The sequence below is a fragment of the Synechocystis sp. PCC 6714 genome, from assembly GCF_000478825.2.
In the GTDB taxonomy this organism is placed as follows: Bacteria; Cyanobacteriota; Cyanobacteriia; order Cyanobacteriales; family Microcystaceae; genus Synechocystis.
Window position 1 is genome coordinate 2,138,375 of sequence record NZ_CP007542.1, and the last position, 24,199, is coordinate 2,162,573.

Here is a 24,199-nt window from a genome sequence, read left to right on the forward strand (position 1 = left end):
AAAAAATCTGTGGCCACTGCGATGGCGATTTTCAACCAAATAAGCGCTGGAGCCGTTTACGGACCCAGTTCATAATATTACTATCTTCCTCCTCCAAGGCAAGGAGCCCCTTGGCTGCCAGTTCTTCTTTGCGACGCATTAACTCCCCCTGATGTTCTCCCAAAGCATTGATGATAGCTTCACGGAAATCGGGATTACCTTGTAACAATTGCTCGAATTGGGGAAATCTCACCACAAATAGAAGGGACTTTTCCTTTGCTCTGACTGAAGCAGTGCGGGGAATGCCCAACATCAAAGCTAGCTCCCCAAAAAAGCTCCCCGGCCCCAGACTGGCCAGTACCCGACCCAGTTTCTCCGTATAGACTTCCACCAACCCAGAAATGACAATGTAAAAGCCATCGGCGGGATCCTGTTCCCGAAAGAGCACCTGCTCCGATAGCAGAGATTGCAACTGACCAATTTCCACCAACTGCCGAATTTCCAGCTCATTTAAGCTACTGAAATAGTCACTCGACTTTAAGACCTTACTAAGGGAAATGATCGGTTCTTGGGGCACCGAGTCAGACGGGGTGGGCAAATCCAAATCCGGGTGAAAATATTTGGCGATCGCCTCGGGATTTTTCAGCCACAGTTCCCGCTGGGGCCAGGGAATGCCAATGCCGTTGCGCTTAAAGTAGAAGCAAATGGTGTAGCGTAGAGCGCTGAGAATCTCCGGATGCTGGCCCATATATCGCTCTTCAATCCAGACCCAAAGCTCAAATTCCAACGCATTGTCACCAAAGTTCTGGAAAATAACCTGGGCCGGGGGAGTTGTAACCACACAGGCTTGGCTATAGGCACACATCAACAGGGTTTCCGTCACCAACACCGGATCCGTGCCATAGGCCACCCCCACTGCCACCGTTAAACGCACCGTTTGCGTTTCGTAGTGATAGTTAATCACCTGATTTTCGATCAGCATACTGCTGGGTAAAATTACCTTGGAGCCATCCTTAAGCCCCACCACCACCGCCCTAGTAGATACCTCCCGCACGTAACCCTGAATATTCTGAAAGCGGATGTAGTCACCAATTTTGACTTTTTGCTCCACCAGTAGGGTCACCCCACTGACAAAATTGCGAGTCACATTTTGCAAACCCAAACCAATGCCTAGCCCTAGGGTGCCCCCCACCACCGTCAGGGAAGAAAGGTTAACACCGCTGGCCTGGAGCATGGCGATGAGGAGAAAGGAACCTAGGCCATAGCTCAACAGATTAGCAACAATGTAGCGAATGCCCTGTTCGTAAATAAACCGCTGGAGAACAATGCCCCGCAAAACCCGGTTGAAGTAATGGGTCACCAAGAAAATAGCCAAGGCCGATAGGGCCATCTGGAACACATCCAACAAGGAAAGTTGAGTCAGCCCAAAACTTAAAGTAGTGGCTTCCAGGGCATCAAAAATCTTGGTAATGGCAGCGGCAAAAAAGAACATGAAGAGGATCTGAAAACTAACAAAGGGACGCTGGAGTGGGGAGAGGCAAAAATACTGGGCAAATTGACGACAAATCCGGTGTTTAGTCCCATTTTCCAGATCAATCTATCTCTAGATAGACGCGGAAAAAGGCCCGAAAGCTGAAATTGAAGGAAGGGATGGGCTGAAATTGGCAATAATTGGACTTGGTTAGCTAAATTAACATGGCAAATAACTGTTTCCTCTTGGGGGCTAACCATTGCTTCTAATAAATACCTGATTGATCATTCCCCTCTTCTCCTCTTTCCCATCCACCCTAATCTATGGAAATTCAACTTATCAACATCGGCTTTGGCAATATTGTTTCTGGTAATCGGGTCATTGCCATTGTCAGTCCAGAATCCGCTCCTATCAAAAGAATTATTAGCGACGCCAAGGAGCGCAGTCAGTTAATTGATGCCACCTACGGCAGACGCACCCGGGCTGTCATCATTATGGACTCTAACCAGGTGATTCTTTCGGCCATTCAACCGGAAACTGTGGCCAACCGCTTTGTGGTGGACAAGGATTTTAAGGAAAATGCGAAAAAATAAGGGAAGGGTGGCATCAGGACATAATGCCATTGCCTCGGCAAATCTAGGCCCCTTCCAGAGCCTGGCTGGAAAATTTTAACTTCCCCCAACCCCTTGCCAAAAACTGGGAATACTGGGGGAATCTCGTTTCATTGTCCCCAGGCCCAGACTTAGCCGCTGACAATGCCTGACCATTGCACTTCTTTGGTGTGGGTACGGCGGTAGGAGAAAAAAAGTTCTTCTCCTTGGAAGGTACAGTGGGGGGCCACGGCGACCTGTGCCGGGGTTAGTCCCAATTCCAGCAGTTGCAGTTGATTGACCCGACGTACGTCAAGGCGACATTTTTCTGGTTCCCCATCGGGTAATACGGGGGGATTGGGTATGGTGTATAAATAATCCCATTGCCGTTCTTCCGTGGGTAGTCTTTGCACCACCTCCAGGCTCTGTGATACCCCTAGGGCCACCCAGGGATCGACTTGATACACTTCTCCGGCGATCGCCGGCCCGAGGGCAATGCGTAAATCCTTTAATTCACTGCCCAGAGCTAAAAATTTATCGATGGTTTTGGGCACAATTTTAGCCTTGGTGCCCCGCCAGCCCGCATGGACCGCCGCCACCCGCTTAGTGATTACATCACCAATTAATACTGGAGTGCAATCTGCACTGGCCACCCAGACTCCTTGGTGGGGGGCGTCACTAATTACGCCATCGGCCGGAGGATGAACGCTGTTTGGGGCCGCTGGAGTTTGGCTAATCTCCCTTGCTGTTAAGCTCACATCCCCATGGACCTGTTTGACCCGGAATGCCGTACCCTGGGGATCAAGATAGTTAATCAGCACTTCTGGTAGTCGAGGATAAAAACCCCTAGTGAAAAAACCATGGGGCCAGGGCGCCAACAAAGTACACGTAAGATAGGGTATGCCATCCGCCGTTTGCCATGCCCATAGATTTTCCCCCATTGTCATCGGTATAGCCCAAAAAAATTGTGATGTTTGAGTGGCTTTAATTTCAGAAGCAGATCCTAGCTCGTCCAACTCTGAATTTTGCTACCGCCTTAATTTATTTTGCCCCAAAGACCCATTTCCAGTCCGGATAGCCCAATTTAAACTGATTGCTCAGACTCTGGGCCGAAGGTTTTTGGGTTAATGGTTTACCATGTAGGCGTGCAAGGTGCTCGAAAGGATTTTCGCTGGGCCTTACCCCTGGAGCCGCTCTTCCCATTGTCATCTTGCCCATATCTGCTATTTGTTATTTCCCTCCCCATAACCATGGCCAGCGCCTCCACCGTCAGTACAGACCTTTACGAAAAAATTAAAGACTTCTACGACGACTCCAGCGGTCTCTGGGAAAATGTCTGGGGTGAGCACATGCACCACGGCTACTATGGTCCCCACGGCACCTATCGGATTGATCGTCGCCAGGCGCAAATTGATTTAATCACAGAATTATTAGCCTGGGCAGTGCCCCAGGAAAGTCCGAAACCGAAGAAAATTCTCGATTTGGGCTGTGGCATCGGCGGTAGCAGCTTGTATTTGGCCCAGCAATACCAAGCAGAGGTGATGGGAGTAAGTCTTTCTCCCGTGCAGGTGGAACGGGCCGGAGAACGAGGCAGAGCGCTGGGGTTAGGGTCAATCTGTCAGTTTCAAGTGGCCAATGCCCTGGCGTTACCATTTCCTTCCAACTCTTTCGACTGGGTTTGGTCTTTGGAAAGCGGGGAGCATATGCCCAACAAAGCCCAATTTTTGCAAGGAGCGTGGCGGGTGCTCAAGCCCGGCGGCAGATTGATTTTAGCTACCTGGTGTCACCGTCCCCTTGACCCCGGCAATGGCCCCCTCAGCGCCGATGAGCGTCGCCATCTCCAAGCCATTTATGACGTGTACTGCCTACCCTATGTGGTTTCTCTGCCAGATTACGAGGCGATCGCCAGAGAATGTGGCTTTGGGGAAATTAAAACTGCCGATTGGTCTGTGGCAGTGGCACCTTTTTGGGATCGGGTGATTGAGTCTGCCTTTGATCCCCAGGTGTTATGGGCGTTGGGGCAAGCCGGGCCAAAAATTATCAATGCTGCCCTCTGCTTACGGTTAATGAAATGGGGCTATGAAAGAGGATTAGTGCGCTTTGGCCTATTAACGGGGACAAAACCTTTAGTTTGAAGTCCACAATTTCTTGGTTAATTATGGAATTCGACTACCTTCATTTATATGTTGACGATTATCCCACCGCGGACCATTGCTATCAACACCAATGGGGCTTCACTTGCTTAAATAAAGTTAATACTGACCAAGGAATTACTGGCATTTACCAACAGGGGCAAATTCTTCTCCTAATTTCGGCACCAGCATCTAGTTTGAGTCAATATAACGACTATCTCCAGAAACATCCCCCCGGCATAGGCGAGGTGGCTTGGCAGGTGGATAACTGGCAAAGTTTTCAGCATCAATTAACAGAACTACAAATAGAAACTAGACCAACTATTCATCCCCTGACTAAAGCAAAAGGATTAACTTTTTTGCTCTGGGGAGATGTAAGCCATAGCATTTATCCTGTTCGTTCTGGGCTAAATCAAAACAAAACGTTGGATGGTGTTGGTTTAACTGCCATTGACCATGTGGTGGTGAATATTGCTGGGGAACAATTTGGCCAAACTTCCCAATGGTATCAACAAATTTTTGGCTGGTCAGTGCAACAGAGTTTTACCATCAATACGCCCCATTCTGGTCTTTACAGCGAAGCCCTGGCCAGTGCCAATGGTAAAGTTCAATTTAACCTCAATTGTCCCACCGACAAAAGTTCCCAAATTCAAACTTTTTTAGCCAATAACCATGGAGCTGGCATTCAACATGTTGCTTTTTCCACTACTAGTATTACGCAAACTATAGCCCATCTGCAGGAAAGAGGCGTAAACTTTTTAAAAATCCCCACTGTTTATTATCAACAGCAACGCAAGGACAACTATTTTAATTATTCAAATTTAGACTGGGATATTTTACAGCGCTTAGAAATTTTGCTGGATGATCAAGATGATACGGGGAAGCGATTGCTGCTGCAAATTTTTAGTCAGCCTTGCTATGGAGTTGGTACTCTGTTTTGGGAAATTATTGAACGTCGCCACCGGGCGGAAGGGTTTGGACAAGGAAATTTTCAAGCTCTCTATGAAGCGGTGGAAGCTTTAGAAAAACAGCTAGAAGTGCCATAATAACTTCGGTTAGATTATCAATAACTTTTGTATGTTACTAAACTATAATTAGCATTATGAATATTGCTAAAACTATTGTTGTCGAGCAAAGAAACTTTTTTCGACAAAATAAAACTAAATCTATGCGAGAGAGGTTGATGGCCCTGACAAAATTGAAAGGGCATATTCAAGCTCAGGAAGAGGAAATTATTACGGCGCTTAAGCAAGATTTTGGCAAGCCGCCCTTTGAAAGCTATGTGAATGAAATTTTAGGGGTAATTAGGGAAATTAATTATTATCAAAAACATCTCAAAGAATGGTCCCGGTCCCGAAGGGTAGGCACGAATCTAATGGTTTTTCCGGCCAGCGCCCAGTTAAGACCAGAACCCCTCGGTGTAGTGCTAATTATTAGCCCCTGGAATTATCCTTTTTATCTTTGTTTAATGCCCTTAATTGGGGCGATCGCCGCTGGAAATTGTGTGGTAATTAAACCATCAGAATATACCCCAGCCACCAGTGCTGTAATTGCACAGTTGATTGAGTCCGTATTTCCTCCGTCCTGGGCAACGGTGTTGGAGGGGGATGAAACCATTAGCCAACAACTGCTACAGGAAAAATTTGACCATATTTTCTTTACCGGCAGTCCTAGGGTAGGTCGGTTAATTATGGCGGCGGCGGCGGACAATCTAACCCCGGTAACATTGGAATTGGGGGGTAAATCTCCCTGTGTGGTGGATAGGGAAATCAACCTCCAGGAAACAGCAAAACGCATTATTTGGGGCAAGCTAGTCAATGCTGGCCAAACCTGTGTGGCACCGGATTATTTATTGGTGGAGCAATCCTGCCTGGAACAACTTTTACCAGCTTTACAACAAGCAATTAAGACACTTTTCGGAGAAAATCCAGCCCATAGCCCTGACTACACTCGCATTGTTAACCAACGACAATGGTCACGACTAGTAAGTCTATTAAGCCATGGCAAAGTATTTACGGGGGGAGAACATAACGAAGGCGATCGCTACATTGCCCCAACTTTAATCATCGATCCAGATTTGAATTCTCCCCTAATGCAAGGGGAAATATTTGGCCCAATTTTGCCAATTTTAACTTATCAGAGTTTATCAGAAGCAATAGATTTTATTAACACCAAACCTAAACCTTTGGCACTTTACTTTTTTAGTAACAATGGGCAAAAACAGGAACAAATTTTGCAATCTACCAGCTCCGGTAGTGTTTGTTTCAATGATATTTTGCTCCATTTAACTGTGGCAGACTTACCCTTTGGTGGGGTAGGAGAAAGCGGTATGGGCCGTTACCATGGTAAAGCTACCTTTGACACATTTAGCAACTATAAAAGTATTTTAAGGCGACCTTTTTGGGGAGAGACCAATTTACGCTATCCTCCCTATGGCAAAAAAATGAATTTAATCAAAAAGTTGTTCTCCTAGAGTAACCCATGGTTGAATTTCCCCAGTTGAGCATTGTCATTCCTGTACTTAATGAAGCAAAAATTGCTGAGCAGTATTTGCGGCAATTTAATCATGATCCGCGGCTGGAAATATTAATTATTGATGGGGGTAGCCGGGATAGCACAGTGGAGTTATGCCAGACCTATGCTGATTGTTTACCTTTGCAAGTTTTGGTTAGCCCCCGACCAGGCAGGGCCTGCCAAATGAATTACGGTGCTAGTTTAGCCCAGGGTGAATGGCTGTTATTTTTACACTTAGATAGCATTTTACCGGGGGATTTTTTTGATCAAATTGCTCAAATTCTCGATCACCCTGAATATATTGCCGGAGCTTTTGGCTTAGCTATTGATCTACCGGGATGGCCCTATCGCTGGCTAGAAAAATTAATCCTTTGGCGCTCTATTTATGCCCAATTCCCCTACGGAGATCAAGGTTTGTTTATCCGACGGCGAGATTTTCAACGGTTGGGAGGGTTTGCTGATTTGCCCATCATGGAAGACTACCAGTTTATGCAAATGCTAGGAAAACAACGGGGAAAAGTGGCGATCGCCAAGGGGAAAGTAACTACCTCCGGACGGCGGTGGCAAAAGCTGGGACTACTGCGGACTACGGCCATTAACCAAGCTGTGGTGGTGGGCTATCATTTGGGCATTACTCCCCCAACTTTGGCTAAGTGGTACCGGGGCACAAAACCGAATCGGGGGAACCGGACAAACTGGGACGGTACTTCTTGTTAGAGTAGGTTGTGGGGCAAAGCTTAGGCTAGTTGAGTAATTCCATTGCTGGTTAGGAAAAGATTTTCCTGACTTTGCTCCATGGCGGCAGTTTCAGGTCACAGGAGGGACACTTGTATGGCATCAACGGATTTCAAAGACTATTACCAAATTTTAGGAGTGGCCAAAACCGCTTCAGAAGCTGAAATCAAAAAACAGTTTCGTAAATTGGCGCTCAAATATCATCCCGATAAGAATCCTGGCGATAAGGCGGCGGAAGAAAAATTTAAGGAAATTAGCGAAGCCTACGAAGTGCTTTCCGATCCGGAGAAACGGCAGAAATATGATCAATTTGGCCGCTATTGGCAACAGGCTGGGGCGACGGGACAACCCGGTGGTAGCTATGGCCCTGGGGTGGGAGTGGATTTTGGCGGCTTTGACTTTAGCCAGTATGGCAATTTTGACGAATTTATTAATGAACTGTTGGGACGGTTCAATACCCCCGGTGCTGGCCCCAGGACTTCCTACAGCTATTCCACCGGCGGCCCCGGCTTCAATGATTTTGGTGGCTTTGGTAATGCCCAGGCTTCCGTTGGCGATCGGGAAGCAACCCTACAGTTAACTTTGGCAGAAGCTTTTCGGGGAGTGGAAAAACGTCTCAACTTAGGGGAAGAAATGGTCACCGTGCGGATTCCTGCCGGGGCAAAAAATGGCAGTCGGGTCAGGGTTAAAGGTAAAGGTATGGCTAATGCCTACGGCCAGAGGGGGGATTTGTATCTCAACTTGCAATTAACACCCCATCCCTTTTTCCAATTTGAAGGGGATAATTTGGTCTGTGAATTGGCGATCGCCCCCGATGAAGCGGTGTTGGGGGCCGACATTGATGTGCCCACCCCCGATGGCATGGTGCGAATGAAAGTACCCCCAGGGGTAAAATCCGGTCAATCCCTACGGTTAAAGGGCAAAGGTTGGCCTAGCCCCAAACAGGGCCGGGGCGATCAATTGGTGCGTTTAATCATCACTGCTCCGAAAAATCCGACTGCCCTTGAACGGGAATGCTACGAGAAAATCCGCAGTCAAAGGACAGAAAATCCCCGCCAAGCAGTGGAGAAATACGCTAATTTGTTGGCTTAAAATTCGACAAAATAAACCATGGGTAAAGGTATCACCGGTTTTGATCCTAGTCTTTACTCCTATCTGCAAAATATTAGTGCAGAGGAGTCAGTGCATTTGGCACAATTGCGACGGGAAACGGCCCATTTACCCGGTGCCTCCATGCAAATTACGCCTGAACAGGGCCAATTCCTTGCCTTGCTGATCGGTTTGACCAGGGCCAAACGAGTGCTGGAAATTGGTGTTTTTCGGGGATACAGTACCCTAGCCATGGCATTACAACTTCCCTCCGACGGTCAAATCATTGCCTGTGACCAAGATCCCAACGCCACGGCGATCGCCAAGGAATATTGGCAGAGGGCTGGGGTGGCAGAAAAAATTAGTTTAAGGTTGGGGCCGGCACTGGCAACATTGGAAGAATTAGCCGAGATCAAGCCATTGCCTCAATTTGACCTGATTTTTATTGATGCCGATAAAAGAAACTATCCCCACTACTACGAAGTCAGCTTGAATTTATTACGGCGGGGAGGATTAGTTGTTATTGACAATGTACTCTGGCAAGGAAAAGTGGCGGAAGTTGACCCCCAAGAACCCCAAACTAGAGTTTTGCAACAATTTAACCGTAATCTAGCCCAGGATGAACGGGTAAGGATCAGCGTGATTCCCCTGGGGGATGGTATGACGTTGGCGGTTAAGCGATAGCGATTATCCAAACTCCGAGTAATAAAGTTTAGATCCGCCCCTCAAATCTCCCCACTAAAGCGACCGAAATACCGGGGTCGGGGTATCTTCTTCGATTTTCTATCCAAATTAGGGTCCCTTGTCAAACGTTCCCTTAGAAATGGGGAATGGGGAATATGGATGAGGATAGAACTTAATTCCTGTCCGGAAATGCTGATGGTTGCCGGTTCCAGATTTATGACCCTGGTCTATGCTGACCATTAGCAACATCAATGCAATTTTCCCTCCCTTTCCATGGCTACTACCCTACTTTCCCCCACCCGTTTTGTCCATGGGCTTCGTTTCGATAATCTGCGGGGGGATATTTTCGGTGGCATCACAGCGGCGATCGTGGCCTTACCCTTAGCCCTGGCTTTTGGGGTCGCTTCCGGAGCTGGGCCCATGGCAGGATTGTACGGAGCTATTTGTACAGGATTTTTCGCTGCTCTGTTTGGGGGAACGCCAGCCCAAATTAGTGGCCCAACGGGACCGATGACGGTGGTAATAGCTTCAACTTTTGCCAATTTAACCGCCAGTAATCCAGAAAATAGTTGGGCTATGGCCCTAACGGTGGTGATGTTCGGTGGCATTTTCCAGGTGGTTTTGGGGCTACTCGGTTTGGGTAAATACATTACCTTTATGCCCTACACCGTCATTTCTGGTTTTATGTCCGGCATTGGCGTGATCATCGTGATTTTGCAAATTGCCCCTCTATTGGGACACCAAACAGCCCCGGGTGTGGTGGCTTCCCTGCAAGCAATTCCCACTTATCTCAGTGATGTCAACTTTGCCGCCCTGGGTTTAGGCTTAGTGGCCCTGGCCATCGTCTTTTTTTCCCCACCCCGTATTAACCGGATTTTGCCTGCTCCCCTCATTGCCCTGGTGCTGGGAACGGTAATTTCAGTTATTTTTTTCGGGCATGTACCTTTGCCCCGCATTGGCGAAATTCCTTCCGGTCTGCCCAGTCTCCATTTGCCCTATCTCAGTTGGGGCAGTTTGCAACAAATGTTGCTTTACAGCATCATGCTGGCGGTGTTAGGTTCCCTGGACTCTTTGCTGACTTCCCTAGTGGCAGACAACATTAGTCGTAGTCATCACGATTCGGATCGGGAATTGGTAGGGCAGGGCATTGGCAATTTTATCTCTGGTTTATGTGGTGGTTTACCTGGGGCTGGGGCCACCATGCGGACGGTGATCAATATCAATTCCGGTGGCAGGACTCCGATCGCCGGGATGATTCATGCGTTGATTTTACTCATTATCGTTCTCAAAGCAGGACAGTTAACGGAACCTATTCCCCACGCTGTTTTGGCCGGCATTCTGATCAAAGTGGGCATTGACATTGTCGATTGGAGTTTTCTCAAGCGGGCTCACCAGCTTTCCACCAAGGGAGCAGGGTTAATGTATCTGGTGTTGGGGTTGACGGTGTTTGTGGATTTGATTACTGCAGTGGCGGTGGGGGTGTTTGTCGCGAATTTATTTACTGTGAAAAATTTGACCGATCTTCAACTCGATTCCATTAAAAGCGTGACCCGAGCCGATGGAGAAGACTGGCTTTTGGAAGAAGAACAGCAAATTTTGCGGGAAGCCAATGGGCGCATTTTTATGTTCCATCTCAGTGGCCCCATGAGCTTTGGGGCGGCTAAATCCATTGCCCGTCGGCTAGCCATTGTGGAAAATTACGACGTGCTCATCCTGGACCTAGCCACAGTGCCTCGTCTCGGTATCACTGCCCTGTTGGCGATCGAAACCATGCTCAAGGATGCGTTGGCCAAACAAAGGGAAGTTTTTTTGGTGGGGGCCAAGGGCCAGGTGCAAGCTCGATTGCAACAGTTGCCGGTGTTGGGCCAATTGTCACCCCATCATCGCTTGGAAAGTCGTTTGTTGGCTTTACAAATGGCCGCCGCCTGCATCAATGTTGATTAGGTGCTTAGTGGCCATGGAGCTAGGGATTTATGTTTGGCAAATTTGGCAAATATCGACAGAAAAATCTTGATAACTGGCATTATCGCAATCTGTTTTGGTCAATTGTTTTATTGCTGATTTTCACTTCCTTTGTGCAAACAGCCCTGGAGGGGATTATTACTTCCCTTCTGCTAACGGTTACCATTTTGGTGATGGTAAATAATCTGGCCATTACCCCCCAGTGGAAACATTGTTTGCGGGGGCTGCTGGCGATCGCCCTTGGTTGTGACCTATTGACCTTACTGATCAGTAGTCCGATTATTTCCCAAAAGTTGTTTACCTTGGCGGACATAGTTTATGCCGTTTTTCTCGGTGCAGCCATAGTCACGATCAGTCAACAGTTGAATAAAGCCCACAAAGTCGATCAAAATATCTTGCTTGGCGCGATTAGCGTTTATCTACTGATCGGAATTTTGTGGTTTTTGCTCTATCGCATCGCCTACATCATCTCCCCCAGTAATTTTGATGGCCTACAAAACGATGGCATCAATAATTTTATTTTGCTCTATTTCAGTTTTACGACCCTGACTACTTTGGGCTATGGCGACATAACCCCCACCGACTCCATTGCTATGGGACTCTCCAACATGGAAGCCATTATCGGACAAATGTATTCAGTGATTTTCGTTGCTCGCCTGGTCAGTCTTTACACCACGGATATGAACCAACATCCGCAATCCTCGGACGACAGCCGGGCCGATTGATGGTTTTTTCCAGGCAAAGTATGCGAGAAAACTGATCCCTTGGCACAATAGGGGGAAGAACACCCCAGCAAAATCGCTAATTCCACTCCCCATGGTTGCCCCACCAAATGCCCACTCCGGCGATCACCAAAGCCCATCTGCCCCAGCACCGGAGTCGGAACCGATCCTTTGCCCCCACTGTCGCCGCACTGCTAGCAACGGCATTAAGTGCAAAGGAATTTGCGTGGCAGATAGTGACTATTAGGCCGTTAATTTTTTGAGTCTAGTTGTCTATTGGGCCTGGGAAACTTCAAGTTCTTGCCAACTGGTCACTTTCTGTAAAGCTGGGGTGGACATTTTCATCGGTTGAAGTTCAGGGGGTAGCTTATCCCAGGTTTCATTTTGCTCTAGCACAACTTGATTGCCGCTAGAACCACAATTGCTAATTTTGCCCCAACTTTTTACCCAAAGACTGCCTACAAATTTGCCGTTACCGTTAACGCCAGCTTTGTAGTTAGGAGCAAGAATAAAGCCATTAACTATATCAGATCCATTCAAACAAAGTTCCGGATCCGTGGCAGTACTAATACCATAAATACGAAAATTACTGGGAGTACAGCCAGTGACGCCGGTGCAACTGTGGGCAATGTTGGTTCCCCGGACGATATTGCCGTTTAGATAAATAACTACCTTTTGGCCGGGGGTAATGGTCAAAGTACTGCTTCCACTCAAATTGATGTCACCGTTGACTCTGTAATAGTACACTCCGTCGATGGGGCTGTCGGTAATTACACCAGCGGCGTTCCTTCTCGGCAGAGTCATTGTGCCGTTGATCCCACTGAAAACTTGACCACTGGGGATAGTTGGCTGAGGGGGAACTGCAGGCATAGGAAAAGAAGCCTTATATGCTTTTTTGTCTCCCACTAAAATTGGAGAGTTGGGAGTTTTGTCATTGACAAAGTCCATGTACTGCTGGTTAATCGTGTCGGTGCAGTCATTGAAAACCACGTCAGCATCGTATCTTTGGTTCCCCAGGGAATTATTGGAAAAGGGAGGGGCTGGTTCTGTACCATTGGCCAAACCTTGCTCCTTCATCCACAATCCGGGAATAGTGGGCCCGAGATCTTGGCGTTGGGAAGGATTGCTGGATATGGGAATCTGTACCCGGAGTCTTGTGCCGGAGGTGGTACCAGTGGAAGAAAAACCTTCAATGGTCAAGGTGCCGGTCTGAGGGGTAGTAGATAACACCCCCTGGGTGCCGCCATACTCATAGCTAACTAGCCGATAGGAAAGGTCTGATTGGATTGGTAATGAAGCTTGGGTTACCGTGTTTTTGAACGGCACAAGTTTGCCCTGTAATGCGGTCATTGCCGTGGCAGTATTTCCCGTACAGGTGAATTCTTTTGTCTGTTTGGCCAGTTCCGTTAGGTAGTTGGTAAGGGTAGCGGCCAGGGTGGCGTTAGCTGAAGAGTTAACACTGCCATCATTATTGAGTAGGTTATTCCATTGACTGGAGTTGTACAAAGCCATATAGCGGGCCGCAGGGGAACTAACCATCGTTGCTTTGATTCTCTCAATGCCGGTTTCTGCGGCTTCCCGACTGGAGTTTTTAGCTTTTTGGGCTGTTACCTGATTTTGATCATTCATGCCCTTCATGGCGATCGCCGCCGCGGCTACGGTAATGACCAACCCTGCCATAATCACTAGGGGCAGGGCAAAGCCAGCAGGGCTTTTTTTCGTGCCGACACTGAGAAAATCTAAGATAAAACGAGGTTTCATATCAGTCACCCTTCAATCCCTAGTAAAAGTAAAAATAACCAACGGTGGCAGGGGACTTATGTGGGCCAAAAAACCTTCACTAATTCAGGAAAAGGGTACCCATTGCCTAGCCCCAAACGAACGAATGCAACTACCACTCGATTTCCATTGTAGTTGCCCAGGTTGCGACAACCTGTGACCCAGATCACAATCAGTGGGTGATCCGGGTCATCTCAATGGGCTAATGGGGATGGCGCAATGACGTAAGACCGAATGGGAAGGCTTGCCATCGGATCAATTAGATCAACTCTAAATCAACTCAGCCAACCATTTTGCCGGCCGGGGATGGTGGGGGCAAAAACCTGGAGCCGTTCAAACTGGGCTTCCCGAATTTCATACATCAGACTGATTAAAGCGTCCGCTTGGGGAGAAGCGAGGATTTTTTGTTTAATTTCTTCAAAACCTTCGTCCAGAATATTGTTAGCCTCGTCCAAGTCATCCGCTGCCTGTAGTTGTTGCTCCAGCCCAGCGAACTTAGTTTTTAATATTTGTCCCTCAGTATTAGCGGGAAAAGCGGCCACCATTTCCCCAATGGCCACCTGCAACTGTTTCAGTTCCGCCTGCTCGGCCATGGGACCGGCGATCGCCTGGGTTTGCTCCAAGGCAGGAGGCATGGCATCAATGCTTAGTCCATCGGGTAGGGGAGTCTCCGTGGCGGGCATAAAGAGGGTGAAAGCAGAAACAACAAAGCAACCAACACACATGGGACTAATTCTCCTAACACAATTTGGAAGTATGGGTTAACGAGGATATCTGAAAAGTCCAGGTTTGTCCCTAAATCCCCCGATACGGGAGGAATTAGACTTAGGTTTTCCCCATAATTAGGGGCCAGGGGGGCTTCTCAAATGTCCTCTAGGAAGTTAAAAATTGGTGATTTGGATTAGCTGGGAATCGAAATGTCCCATTTTTTTGGAAACCACCAGACCATCAAAACCTAAATTTGCCCCACCTTAGCAAAAAATATCCTCCACCTTCTAGGGGGCCAGTTTTAGAACTGTTTCTCATAGCGAATGATGAACTGGCTGAAATTGTAGTCGTAGGTGAAACGCATATAACCCTTATCTTCCACCTCATAAATCGCTTCTAGGAAGGGCACCACCCGGAAATCGGTGCTTTTGATTTTGTCGCTGATGGCGGTTTCCACATCATAAACCAAACCTTGGAAAATCATGGGGATAGCTAATTGGGTAATGCCCACTTGCAACAACTGGCTGGAGTTTTTCCCCTGGAGTGCATCCACTAAGACAATGACCTGTTCCCCCAATAGGCGGACAATTTCCCCCTCCGTCCGGGGAGGGCTACTGGTGAGACTCAGGGCTGGATTACTGAAAATTTGCTCATTTTGCACCCCCTGGGCCGCTAAAATTTGTAGACAACGGGAAAGGCGGTCTAGCTGAAATTCATCGAAACTACCCACCCCTGTCAGCGGTCGAAAAGTAACAGTGGGGTCACAAACAGCGCTGTAGCGGGGATTAATATTGGGCAAAATCTGGCTCAAACTGCCGTCAATGGTCAGGCGCACATCAATCCGTTCAATTTGGTTCAGACTATCATCGGGATACTCATTGGTTTCCTGGGAGCGCATGCGGGCCGACTGGGGCAAGTCCGACACAATGGTACGCATGGCGATGTTCAAACTGGGATTAATTAACTCCTCGTCGGAATAAAACGTAATCGTGTTGGGGGCCCGGCGATCGAGCAAAAAACGGGTGTCAAAAAAGCTGACCCTCCCCCGGTCGAGGTTGATGGTGCCATCGGCCCGTAAATCATCGAAGTTGGTCAGGGGACCATTAACTGTTAGCCCACCGCCAAAGTTAAAAACGTAGAGGGGTTCCTGTTCGATATACAAATTATCCAGGGTGATACGCAGATTATTTAACTTGGGTTCCACCATTGGCGATCGCCTCGTGCCCTTGAACCAACCTAGGCTGGTGCGTAACTCCGCAATGCGGCTCGGTTGATTTTCTAAGCTCCGGTCTGGCACAAAAAACCGGCCGTTGGCCAGGGCAACGTCCCCCGTCAAACTGGGGGCAAGGGCAGAGCCCTGTACGGTGACAAACCCGGCTAAATTACCCTGGTAGAGATTGGGAATAGTGATATTAGTGGGCTTAATGCTCACCTGTAGCGGATTTTCCAAACCCGGCTGGGGCTCAAATAGGGGCAACACCCCCGCCACCTCAATGCGGCTCTGATCCAGTTGTCCTGTTAATTGTTCAATGGCGATCGTGGTGTTATCAAAAAGGATTTCCCCGTCTACCTGTACCGGTGTAGGCAGGGCAGCACTTTTAATCTGCGCTCCATTAAGGCTCACCTTGCCCAGGGCCCGGAGATCAGTGATGCCAATGCCATTATTTTGGTCAATTTCCCCTTCCACTTTCAGATCTGCGGCTCCTTCTCCACCAAGCCAAACCAATTGTTCTTGGCTGACTACGTCCAACAACTCCAAGGAATTGGGGGGAATTTTGAATTCAGCCCGGAAGGTGTTGGGGCCTTCCGCCGCTCTAGCTTCCTGGGGATTCCAATAAAAAGGAATATCTGCCCGTAGGTAGAGAGGGGATGTTTCCGATGTCACCAATTGCAATAAATTGTTTTGGTAATCAAATCTGCCTCCCACCTCTTCCGGCACTGAGCGAGCATTGAGGTTAATTTGATCAAGGTTAAATTGTCCTGATAGTGCAGGGCCAGTGGCCGTTAAGGCAATGCTTCCCTGGGCATTAAGGCGGGCCCCAAAGACAGGGGAAATTTCCACAAAGGAGTCCAGGTTATTCAGATTGAAATCTTTGACAGACCATTGCAGTTCGCTTTTTTCTAGGGAGACAATCCCCTCAGCACCGAGGCGGGATTCTCGGATCTGCACAAAGGAGGGCAGAAGGGCCAAGCGACCATCGGCAAATTGAGCGTTGAGTTGAAATTGTTCAATGGGCAAGAAGCGGGTTTGATTCATCACCAAACCAATGGGGGGAACTATGTTGGGGAAAGGAGCCTGGGGATACCAACTCCAATGGTTACCTTGCACTTTTAGTTCTAGGGAAGGATCCCTGAGGGTTCCCCCCAGATCAAGGTTGGCATCGAAATTCCCCTGAATATTTAATTGGGTGGGCACACCTCCCCGTTCGTACTGCTGGGCTAGGGCAATGATGCGTTGGTCAATGACGTAGAGGAGGTTGAGTTGATTTTCCAATGCTCCATCGGAATTACCCAAACTGAGGGGGCCAATGGTGTCAGCGGGGCCTTTGGCCGGGGAGTCCAAACCCGTTAGCCGTAGTAGGGAGCCAACGTCAGAAATATTGGCCGCTGATAACAAAGGGGCAATTTCCCCGTCCTTGACGTTTACCCTAGCTTGGATAGCTTCAGTTTTAAAGTTGAGGGAACCCTGGGCTTGATATAGGCCAATGGGGGTTTTGACTTGGCCTTGTTTAAGTTGCAGAGTTTGATTTTGGTAGTTCAAGGCCGCTGTAACCTGACCGATCGCCGTGGTGCCAAGACTGACGGCATCGATGGCTAAATTGCCTTGGCCATTGCCATTGCGGAGGTTAACCACTAGGTCACCATTAAAGTTGCCGTCCAGTTGTCCAGGAATTTGATACCGTAGGCCGGGCTGGAGGTCCAAGAGGGCGAGGGGAAAATCCTCCACTTCCATGGCCAGACGATCGCCGTTGAGTTTGCCCTGGGCGAGGATTGGTTGCTCCCGGCCATAGGCTTGGCGCAGGTTAAAGCTGGTGGGGAGATAGGGGAATAGGCAATTGCCCCGGCAAGGTTTGAGATTCACCGCTAGGCGATCGGTTTCCCCCTGGAGATCGATCAGAACATTCTTGTTTAACTGGACCGATAGGGGACCCTGCAATTGGGGTTCAAAGCCAAAACCATTGACCGTTAAATTACTGACCGCTAAATTACCAGCTAGTTTTAAATCTCCCAACCCTGTGACATTGCGTCCTGTTAATTGGCCGGTAAATTGACTATTGCCCTCCAGGGCCAAAGCTTGGGGTCGGAATTCCGGTGCCAAAGGTAGTTGAGTTAACAGGGCATTAACGGGCAGTTGGCCAAAACTTAAGCCATTGCGGACATTGAGGTTGACATTGGTCAATGCGAGCCTTTGGTTAAAATTGCCCACACTCACCTTGCCCTGGGCGGAGACGGTTTGCTCTCCACTCCGGAACAAGGCTTGTTGTACTGTGACGGGGATTGTGTCTAAATTTGCCCCATTGGTAAATACATTGCCGAAGTTGCCCGCCAGCCTAACTTCCCCCTCCACCGGCGCGAGGGAAATTCCATCACTGCCGCCGTATTGAGCCAGAACGGGATTGAGATTAATATCTTTCGCGGTGAGTCGACTTTGCCAGGCTAAGTTTTTCAGGGCGCTGACACTGGTCACGGAGCCCCCCGCCACCCGCAGATCCACATTGGCGATCGCCTCTACTCTGCTCAGATCCGGTTCCCTTTGCCACAGATCCGCTAAGTTTGCTCCCAGGGAGATTCGACCCCTTTGCACTTCGGCCGGTACAGGAATTTGCGGCGCTAGGGCGTTGAGGGGAATGGCCCCCACATTGGCGATCGCCGCTAGATTGCCATTGAGCAAAGAACCGTTCACCGCCACGGGGCCATCGGCAACGCTGAGGTTTAACTGTCCTTGGCCTTGGAGACGGTTGAGGTCAAAGTTCCGTAAAGCTTGCCAGCTATTAATGTCCCCCACAAAGGCTTGGGCTTGGATTTCCCCGTTGTTCAATCTGGCCGCCACCGGCAACTCCGGCAAAAAGGCATTGAGAGAAACAGACCCTAGATTGGCATTGGTTTGCACTGTGCCCCCCGTCAGTTGAGCACTGGCCGTAACTTGGCGATCTTCCACTAGGGCCGTGAATTGGGTACGACCCTCTATTTGTCCCAGGGGTAATTGGCCATCCAGCAAAGGAGCTAACGGTAATTGGCTTTGGGCGGTGAGTTGGCTTAGGGCCACCGGAGCGGCTAAAGCAGGTAAGTAATTATTAACGGCCACATTGCGGGCTTCCACCTCGGCCTGGATTTGGCCCCCTTGGAGGTTGGCATTGATGGTGGCGGTTTGTTGGTTACTGGTTAATTGCAGTTCGGCATTGCCCTGCCAACGGTTGGGGTTAAAAGTGAAAATTTCCCCACTTACATTGCCTTGGCCCTGGCGGAGGGTGAGGGGTTGGGCCGCCAGTCGGGGTAGACAAAAATTGCTCTTTTCCAAGCCACAGAGGGTTTGCAGAAAGGGTTGCAGGGGAAACTGGGTTGTGTTCCAGCGGGCCTGCCAACGATCCTGGGCAAAATTGGCCTGGCCCTCCACGTTGAAAGAGCCTTCGTTGGTGTTTATCTCCGCTCCAGTTAAGGTCAATTGGGGGCCGACTAAATTAGCTTGGCCGCGACTGCCCACATTCAAACGACCCTGGCGATCGCCTTTGATGGTTTGCCATTGCACATTGAACCGGGGATTGCCTAAAGTGCCCCCCGCCTGGCCCGAAAAACCCAGGTTGCCAATTTCCACCTGTTGCAAATTCAGGTCATAGGTATTTAATAAAGCCATGGTGGTGATCGCCCCGGAGACTTGCCCGGCAACGGGAATGGTTTGCCACTGCCATTGGTCTGCTTCTGGGGTTAATAATTGGCGCAGTTTCCATGGGGCCTGCACCCGGGCTTGGATTTGTCCTCCGCTGGTGGGTTGAACACTGACATTGGCTAAAGCAATTTGATCTAGATCAGCCTGGAAATTAATCCCCAGACGCTCCAAAGGAACTCGGTCCACGGTTAACGCAGCCACACTGGTTAGCTGGCCCTGGATGCGAGGGCTGGTGAGGGTACCTTGCAATTGTCCCTGGGCCTGCACTGTTCCTGTGATGGTTAAAGGTAGGGGCACCGCAATGGTATCTAGGAAAGCGGCGGCGTCAATGGCCTTAGTGGTGAATTGCAGATCGTAGCCCGATCGCCAATCAATGGTGCCCTGGAGAGCGGCATTGAGGGGGCCGAGGTTGATCAAACCCTGGTTAATTTGCAACTTTTGCCCGGTAAACCCTAGGTCTAAACCCACTTGCAAAGGAGCTTTAACCTTATCAATGCGGGCTTGCAGTTGCTTCAACTCGACATTGCCAAGAGTTTGTAACGCTGACCACTGTCGCCAACCGGGTAAACTGCCCTGTACCTGGCCGGAAATTTCTCCGGTTTCCAAGGCCACTGGTAAAGGAGGTAATAGGCCAGCTAAAGCTGGTAAATCGAGGCGATTAATAGTGACATTGGTTTGACTTTTCCCCGTGTTGAGCACCGTTTGGCCCTGGGCCTCGAGGTCACTGCCCAACGATTGCACCCCCAAGTCATAGCTAACGGTTTGGCGATCGCCTTGGCGTTGGTATTGATAACCCCCTTGGCCGGCCACCTTAACTTGTACTGGTTGTTGCAATCCTTGGGGTAACAGTTGCAATTGGGCATTTTCCAAATTAACCGCCACTGTCAGGTCCAGAGGCAGGGAAAAGGATTTGTCCCCCTCCGGTAACTTAATCGTGGTCCATGACCCCGTAGGTTGTTGTTCTAGGGTGACCTGGGGATTAACGATGGTGGTACTAACTTCCACCGGTTGTCCCACCAGGAAAGGAAGGGGATTGACATCTATCTCAATGGCTTCAATGGCGATCGCCGTGGCATCATCAACTGTCCGGGGTAGGGAAGAAGCCCCCAGCCGTACCCCCAGTAAGCGAAAATCTTCCACCGGGCCAATGTCCACCGGCCGCCCCAACAACCTGGATAATTCCGACTCTAAAAATGGGGATGCTTCTCGATAGGCCAAGTGTTGCCCCCCTAGATAGAGGCCTGTACCCGCCACCGTCAACCCCCCCAGGGTAATCAAGGTACTGGGTCTAGTTAGCCAACGTTTCAATTTGGCGATCGCCCCCGCACTGTTAGGGGAAGGATTGTTAGTCATGGGCACTTGGCAAAATCAACTCAGTTCATAACTCACTGACCATGGGGTCTAAACGGCCTAGACCGTGACCCGGGATGGTTAGTTTCTGCCCCAGCAGAGAACGGAAAAAGTTAGCCAGTGGTTCAGTTAACTAGAGTTCAACTAAAGTTTAAAGCTGTTCATGGAAGTAGCGCTGGTAAAGGGGGCAACTGGCACTACATTGATCGCCACCGAGGGTCACCAGGCCCATGCTTTCCAAACGGTAGGCGATGGGGGGGTCTAACTGCACCGGATTTTCACTGTTCACCACCTGCTTCATGCTAGCCGCTAAATCCGGAACCCCCGTCAGCAAGCCCCACAGACGACGGAGATGGTTACTATAAATACCGCTCTGGGTCACTGCGTTGGCCAAAATTGCCCCCAGGTCAACGCTGGTTTTTTGCACCGCATCCAACGCCAAACGAATTAAATACGGGTGGCCGCCCACCAATTTGCCGAGGGTTAATAATTGTTCTTCGTCGACTTGACTGTCATCAAAACCATAGGCTGCTTTGAGCTGTAAAATTTGCTCTTTAGTAAAGCCGGTTAATTTCCATTGGCGACCTACATTAAAAGGGGATTGGTTGGCATCTAGCTTCACATAAGCTTCGGTGGAATTGGCAATAATTAAACGCAGCTTTTGCCACTGGGATAAGTTATTACTTTCTTCGTGCCAATAGCGCAGCATCGGTAGAAAATCCTGGGCAATAACTGGAAATTCAAATAGACGGTCTAGGTTGTCAATGGCCAGCACCAAAGCTCGTTCTGTTTGACTAAGTAAATAATCCTGTACGTAGGTTTTGCAACTAACTAAACTACCAAATAATTCTTCATCCCAATAGTCATCCAAATTAGGTTTAATGCCCAATTCCCTACTCAAGTTGGCACAGAACCAGCGCAGAAATTTATCTAAACTACTAAACATGGCCGTTTCGGCCGTGTGTAGATTGAGATAAACATGGCGATCGCCTGTTGCTTCTACCTCTGCCAGCAAAAATTGTAGGAGGGAAGTTTTGCCCATTTTCTCAGGGGCTTTAATCCGCAATAATGCTCCACCCCGGGTAATTTCCTCCAGGCATTGTTGTTCTGTGGGCAAGCGCAAAATATAGATGGAGTTATCCCCGAAACCATTGCCACGGCCGACGGCCAAAGCTGGGGCAAGGCTATTGACCCCAAGGGAAAATTGTTCGCTTTGCCATTGGGGATACTTGACTTCTTTAAACCAATCTCTGAGTAGTTGAAATTTACCTGGGCCACGACTACTAGCGTCCAATTCCGGGCAACCATTGGGTTTATCGTTGGCAAAAGCCCCATAAATTTGGGTCATTTGTTTTTTGTAGGTTTCATGGCTGGCGGCCTCAGCAATCTCCCATACTTCCAGGTCGGACTTGCGCCAATGTTCGTAGGCAAAGCGGGCCAAAAACACCTCTTTTAGCTTGCCTCGCAGATTGTAGTCGTGGGTAATGTCCAGTAAAAATTGGTTCCAACCAGTTGGTTTCATCGACAAATATGGTCTCGGTAATTAGGGGCCGGGCTTTCGCTCAAGCCATTTAATGGTAGCGCTGAAAACTGCTATGATACCACTGACTAATTAAGAATATTTTAGTACAAAAGAGGAGTTAAACCCATGGCTAAAAGTGGACGGCAAGGGGCCGGTGGATTCTGGCGGGACTTCAAAGATTTTATCCTGCGGGGCAATGTAGTAGATCTGGCCGTAGCCGTAGTAATTGGTGGAGCTTTTACCAACATTGTCAATGCTTTTGTGGCCTGGTTAATGGGGGTTTTACTGCAACCAGTACTGGAACGAGCCGGTGTGAATCAACTCCAGGATTTGCCCTTGGGTTTAGGAGAATTCGTCATTGCAGTGGTTAACTTTTTAATCGTTGCTTTTGTCATTTTCCTGATTATTAAAGCCATCGAAAAAATGCAGCGCAAAAAAGCAGTGGAAGAAGAAATTGTGGCGGAAGCAGAACCGGATCCCGTGGTGGAAGCCCAAACCAATTTAACTGACTCCATTAATCGTTTAATTGCTACTTTAGAAAGTCAGCAATCGTCACCTCAATGATCGCTTAACCAACCGATCGCCCGGCGGATCCACACCTCGGGATCTTCGCTCTGGGCCACATCAGGCCACTGACTAACCATGGCGATCGCCTGCTGGATTTCCGTTTGGGTGTAACCTAGGGCCAGCAGGGTCATTTCCAGGTCATCCAATAGTGCCGTTTGGGGTCTTTGCTGATTTATCTCACTGTCCTCCATCTGTAACTTGTGCCATTGGGATAACTTCGTTTTTAGTTCCAGGGCTAACCTTTCCGCTCCCTTTTTACCGACCCCCGGCGTTTGGCACAATTGTTTAATATTGGCCGTTACTACCGCCTGCACTAAGCCCTCAAAGCCCAACGTTTCAATTAAGGCGATCGCCAACTGGGCGCCAATGCCGGTTACCCCCATTAGTTGTCCAAATAAATCCCTTTCCGCCAGGCGAGCAAAACCAAATAAAGCAAGTTGATCCTGACGCACTAAGAGGTAAGTAAAAATCTGTTGCGGTTCCGGTGGGAGCGGGGTCCATTGTTGCGCTAAAGAATGGGGCACTTGCAACTCATAACCCACCCCATTAACGGAGAGAATTAAAAACCAACGGTTCTGGATATTTTTGGTAACGGCAACAACCTGGCCCTGGAGAAATTGGATCATCCTAGTTCAGAGTTAAATCAGTTAGTTCAGAGTCAAATCAACTGGGCTGTGGCTTGCATGGCAATGGCGATCGCCGCACCGAGGAAAGTGTTAATGCCGTTAACTACTTCATTGGTCAGCCAAGGCCATTTATTTTGCAAAGTTGCGCCAATTACGCTCTCCAGATTGGTGGCAATGAAAGCGGCCAGGGTGGAAAAAATTATTCCCCCGACGGAAATTAGACCCACGCCGTACCCCAAAATTGCCAGGGCCAACCCCGCCATAAACCCCGCCATCGTTCCTTCCAAACTCACGGCCCCCTCCGTTCCCCTGGGAACCGGTTGCAGAGTGGTGATTAAAAAGGTGCTTTTACCGTAGGCCTTGCCCACTTCGCTGGCGGTGGTGTCCGATAGCTTAGTGCTAAAGCTAGCCACGTAACCCAACGCTAACCAGGGTTGCCCCGCTTCCGGCCCAAAGGCGATCGCCAGGGCACAGAGGGCAGCGATTAAGGCAGAACCCCAAACATTTTCTGGACCCCGTTGGCCGGATCTTTTTTCGGCAATGCCCGCGGCTTCTTTTTCCTTTTGACCAATGCGGGTAACGGCGGAACCCACGAAAAAGTAGGCTAAAACCACCAAGTAGCCCCGCCAGCCTAGGGCCGCCCAAATGATTACCCCCAGTCCCCAGGCATGGCCGTAACCAGCGGCAGTTAAAAGCTTCTTCGGGGCGATCGCCGCTAAAGCTAGCAAAAAACTGTTGAGAATAACAGCGCTAAGCCAGGGAAAAGTCAGACTTTGCCGCCAAATTTCACTGAGCAGGGAATCATCCATAGAAATAAGCCGAAAAACGTCCATGGTACCAAGGGCAAAAGTCAAGGAAATTAGACGGCGATCGCCAGAAAAAGG

At 49.1% G+C, this 24,199-nt stretch carries 19 protein-coding genes; 11 read left to right on the top strand and 8 right to left on the bottom strand.

The features are described 5' to 3' along the window. Window positions 1-31 precede the first annotated feature (31 nt). Window positions 32-1,471, bottom strand: a complete 1,440-nt coding sequence (locus D082_RS09860; RefSeq protein WP_028947833.1) for a cyclic nucleotide-binding domain-containing protein — start codon at window positions 1,469-1,471, stop codon at window positions 32-34. A 302-nt stretch (window positions 1,472-1,773) separates the two neighbouring features. Here D082_RS09860 and remA point away from each other — a divergent pair, with 302 nt between their 5' ends. Beyond that, window positions 1,774-2,043 carry an extracellular matrix/biofilm regulator RemA gene (gene remA, locus D082_RS09865; RefSeq protein WP_028947832.1) on the top strand — a complete coding sequence of 90 codons (270 nt, stop codon included), beginning with the start codon at window positions 1,774-1,776 and terminating at the stop codon, window positions 2,041-2,043. A 149-nt stretch (window positions 2,044-2,192) separates the two neighbouring features. Here the strand turns inward: remA and pgeF are convergent, their stop codons facing one another. Continuing rightward, entirely contained in the window at window positions 2,193-2,987 is a 795-nt protein-coding gene (gene pgeF, locus D082_RS09870) for a peptidoglycan editing factor PgeF (protein ID WP_028947831.1), read from the bottom strand. 303 nt (window positions 2,988-3,290) lie between these two features. Here pgeF and D082_RS09875 point away from each other — a divergent pair, with 303 nt between their 5' ends. The 9 genes from D082_RS09875 (at window position 3,291) to D082_RS18745 (ending at window position 12,125) form a co-directional block, all read left to right on the top strand. Then, on the top strand, window positions 3,291-4,175 hold the full coding sequence (locus D082_RS09875; protein ID WP_028947830.1) for a methyltransferase domain-containing protein: 885 nt from the start codon (window positions 3,291-3,293) through the stop codon (window positions 4,173-4,175). Window positions 4,176-4,198: 23 nt separating this feature from the next. Next, window positions 4,199-5,218, top strand: coding sequence for a 4-hydroxyphenylpyruvate dioxygenase (hppD, locus tag D082_RS09880; protein ID WP_028947829.1), 1,020 nt, complete (start codon window positions 4,199-4,201; stop codon window positions 5,216-5,218). Between the two features lie 56 nt (window positions 5,219-5,274). Then, window positions 5,275-6,645 (top strand): aldehyde dehydrogenase family protein, encoded by a 1,371-nt coding sequence (locus D082_RS09885; RefSeq protein WP_028947828.1) that lies wholly within the window; start codon window positions 5,275-5,277, stop codon window positions 6,643-6,645. A gap of 8 nt (window positions 6,646-6,653) precedes the next feature. Next, window positions 6,654-7,403, top strand: coding sequence for a TIGR04283 family arsenosugar biosynthesis glycosyltransferase (locus D082_RS09890; RefSeq protein WP_028947827.1), 750 nt, complete (start codon window positions 6,654-6,656; stop codon window positions 7,401-7,403). 114 nt (window positions 7,404-7,517) lie between these two features. Further along, window positions 7,518-8,513 (top strand): DnaJ C-terminal domain-containing protein, encoded by a 996-nt coding sequence (locus D082_RS09895; protein WP_028947826.1) that lies wholly within the window; start codon window positions 7,518-7,520, stop codon window positions 8,511-8,513. Window positions 8,514-8,531: 18 nt separating this feature from the next. Then, window positions 8,532-9,194 (top strand): class I SAM-dependent methyltransferase, encoded by a 663-nt coding sequence (locus tag D082_RS09900; RefSeq protein ID WP_028947825.1) that lies wholly within the window; start codon window positions 8,532-8,534, stop codon window positions 9,192-9,194. A 273-nt stretch (window positions 9,195-9,467) separates the two neighbouring features. After that, window positions 9,468-11,138: a SulP family inorganic anion transporter gene (locus D082_RS09905; RefSeq protein WP_028947824.1), complete on the top strand. Its 1,671-nt coding sequence runs from the start codon at window positions 9,468-9,470 to the stop codon at window positions 11,136-11,138. A gap of 29 nt (window positions 11,139-11,167) precedes the next feature. After that, window positions 11,168-11,881 carry a potassium channel family protein gene (locus D082_RS09910; protein ID WP_028947823.1) on the top strand — a complete coding sequence of 238 codons (714 nt, stop codon included), beginning with the start codon at window positions 11,168-11,170 and terminating at the stop codon, window positions 11,879-11,881. A gap of 91 nt (window positions 11,882-11,972) precedes the next feature. Next, a complete protein-coding gene (locus D082_RS18745; RefSeq protein ID WP_193386658.1) occupies window positions 11,973-12,125 on the top strand; it encodes a hypothetical protein in 153 nt (50 codons plus the stop codon). Between the two features lie 26 nt (window positions 12,126-12,151). On the opposite strand, the gene D082_RS09915 is transcribed toward D082_RS18745, so the two are convergent. The 4 genes from D082_RS09915 to D082_RS09930 all read right to left on the bottom strand — a co-directional run bounded on the left by D082_RS09915 (window position 12,152) and on the right by D082_RS09930 (window position 22,122). Beyond that, a complete protein-coding gene (locus D082_RS09915) occupies window positions 12,152-13,639 on the bottom strand; it encodes a hypothetical protein (protein ID WP_028947822.1) in 1,488 nt (495 codons plus the stop codon). Between the two features lie 293 nt (window positions 13,640-13,932). Continuing rightward, window positions 13,933-14,382 carry a hypothetical protein gene (locus D082_RS09920; RefSeq protein WP_081857638.1) on the bottom strand — a complete coding sequence of 150 codons (450 nt, stop codon included), beginning with the start codon at window positions 14,380-14,382 and terminating at the stop codon, window positions 13,933-13,935. Between the two features lie 284 nt (window positions 14,383-14,666). Continuing rightward, a complete protein-coding gene (locus D082_RS09925; RefSeq protein ID WP_028947821.1) occupies window positions 14,667-20,603 on the bottom strand; it encodes a translocation/assembly module TamB domain-containing protein in 5,937 nt (1,978 codons plus the stop codon). A 148-nt stretch (window positions 20,604-20,751) separates the two neighbouring features. After that, the gene (locus D082_RS09930) at window positions 20,752-22,122 is read right to left on the bottom strand and encodes an AAA-like domain-containing protein (protein WP_028947820.1); all 1,371 of its coding nucleotides are present in this window, start codon (window positions 22,120-22,122) and stop codon (window positions 20,752-20,754) included. Between the two features lie 126 nt (window positions 22,123-22,248). Here D082_RS09930 and mscL point away from each other — a divergent pair, with 126 nt between their 5' ends. Then, entirely contained in the window at window positions 22,249-22,686 is a 438-nt protein-coding gene (gene mscL / locus D082_RS09935; RefSeq protein ID WP_028947819.1) for a large conductance mechanosensitive channel protein MscL, read from the top strand. Here the strand turns inward: mscL and ruvA are convergent. After that, window positions 22,680-23,315, bottom strand: coding sequence for a Holliday junction branch migration protein RuvA (gene ruvA / locus D082_RS09940; protein ID WP_028947818.1), 636 nt, complete (start codon window positions 23,313-23,315; stop codon window positions 22,680-22,682). The genes mscL and ruvA overlap by 7 nt on opposite strands. A 32-nt stretch (window positions 23,316-23,347) precedes the next feature. Further along, entirely contained in the window at window positions 23,348-24,124 is a 777-nt protein-coding gene (locus tag D082_RS09945) for a TIGR00297 family protein (RefSeq protein WP_028947817.1), read from the bottom strand. Window positions 24,125-24,199: the final 75 nt, after the last annotated feature.

Excerpts from the sequence above, each read along its gene's own strand:
- hppD (WP_028947829.1), top strand. The coding sequence starts at position 4,199 with ATGGAATTCGACTACCTTCATTTATATGTTGACGATTATCCCACCGCG.
- D082_RS09905 (WP_028947824.1), top strand. The coding sequence starts at position 9,468 with ATGGCTACTACCCTACTTTCCCCCACCCGTTTTGTCCATGGGCTTCGT.
- D082_RS09860 (WP_028947833.1), bottom strand. The coding sequence starts at position 1,471 with ATGTTCTTTTTTGCCGCTGCCATTACCAAGATTTTTGATGCCCTGGAA.
- D082_RS09945 (WP_028947817.1), bottom strand. The coding sequence starts at position 24,124 with ATGGATGATTCCCTGCTCAGTGAAATTTGGCGGCAAAGTCTGACTTTT.
- D082_RS09885 (WP_028947828.1), top strand. The coding sequence starts at position 5,275 with ATGAATATTGCTAAAACTATTGTTGTCGAGCAAAGAAACTTTTTTCGA.
- D082_RS09900 (WP_028947825.1), top strand. The coding sequence starts at position 8,532 with ATGGGTAAAGGTATCACCGGTTTTGATCCTAGTCTTTACTCCTATCTG.
- ruvA (WP_028947818.1), bottom strand. The coding sequence starts at position 23,315 with ATGATCCAATTTCTCCAGGGCCAGGTTGTTGCCGTTACCAAAAATATC.
- D082_RS09925 (WP_028947821.1), bottom strand. The coding sequence starts at position 20,603 with ATGACTAACAATCCTTCCCCTAACAGTGCGGGGGCGATCGCCAAATTG.
- mscL (WP_028947819.1), top strand. The coding sequence starts at position 22,249 with ATGGCTAAAAGTGGACGGCAAGGGGCCGGTGGATTCTGGCGGGACTTC.
- D082_RS09930 (WP_028947820.1), bottom strand. The coding sequence starts at position 22,122 with ATGAAACCAACTGGTTGGAACCAATTTTTACTGGACATTACCCACGAC.
- remA (WP_028947832.1), top strand. The coding sequence starts at position 1,774 with ATGGAAATTCAACTTATCAACATCGGCTTTGGCAATATTGTTTCTGGT.
- D082_RS18745 (WP_193386658.1), top strand. The coding sequence starts at position 11,973 with ATGGTTGCCCCACCAAATGCCCACTCCGGCGATCACCAAAGCCCATCT.
- D082_RS09915 (WP_028947822.1), bottom strand. The coding sequence starts at position 13,639 with ATGAAACCTCGTTTTATCTTAGATTTTCTCAGTGTCGGCACGAAAAAA.
- D082_RS09910 (WP_028947823.1), top strand. The coding sequence starts at position 11,168 with ATGTTTGGCAAATTTGGCAAATATCGACAGAAAAATCTTGATAACTGG.
- D082_RS09890 (WP_028947827.1), top strand. The coding sequence starts at position 6,654 with ATGGTTGAATTTCCCCAGTTGAGCATTGTCATTCCTGTACTTAATGAA.
- D082_RS09875 (WP_028947830.1), top strand. The coding sequence starts at position 3,291 with ATGGCCAGCGCCTCCACCGTCAGTACAGACCTTTACGAAAAAATTAAA.
- D082_RS09920 (WP_081857638.1), bottom strand. The coding sequence starts at position 14,382 with ATGTGTGTTGGTTGCTTTGTTGTTTCTGCTTTCACCCTCTTTATGCCC.
- D082_RS09895 (WP_028947826.1), top strand. The coding sequence starts at position 7,518 with ATGGCATCAACGGATTTCAAAGACTATTACCAAATTTTAGGAGTGGCC.
- pgeF (WP_028947831.1), bottom strand. The coding sequence starts at position 2,987 with ATGACAATGGGGGAAAATCTATGGGCATGGCAAACGGCGGATGGCATA.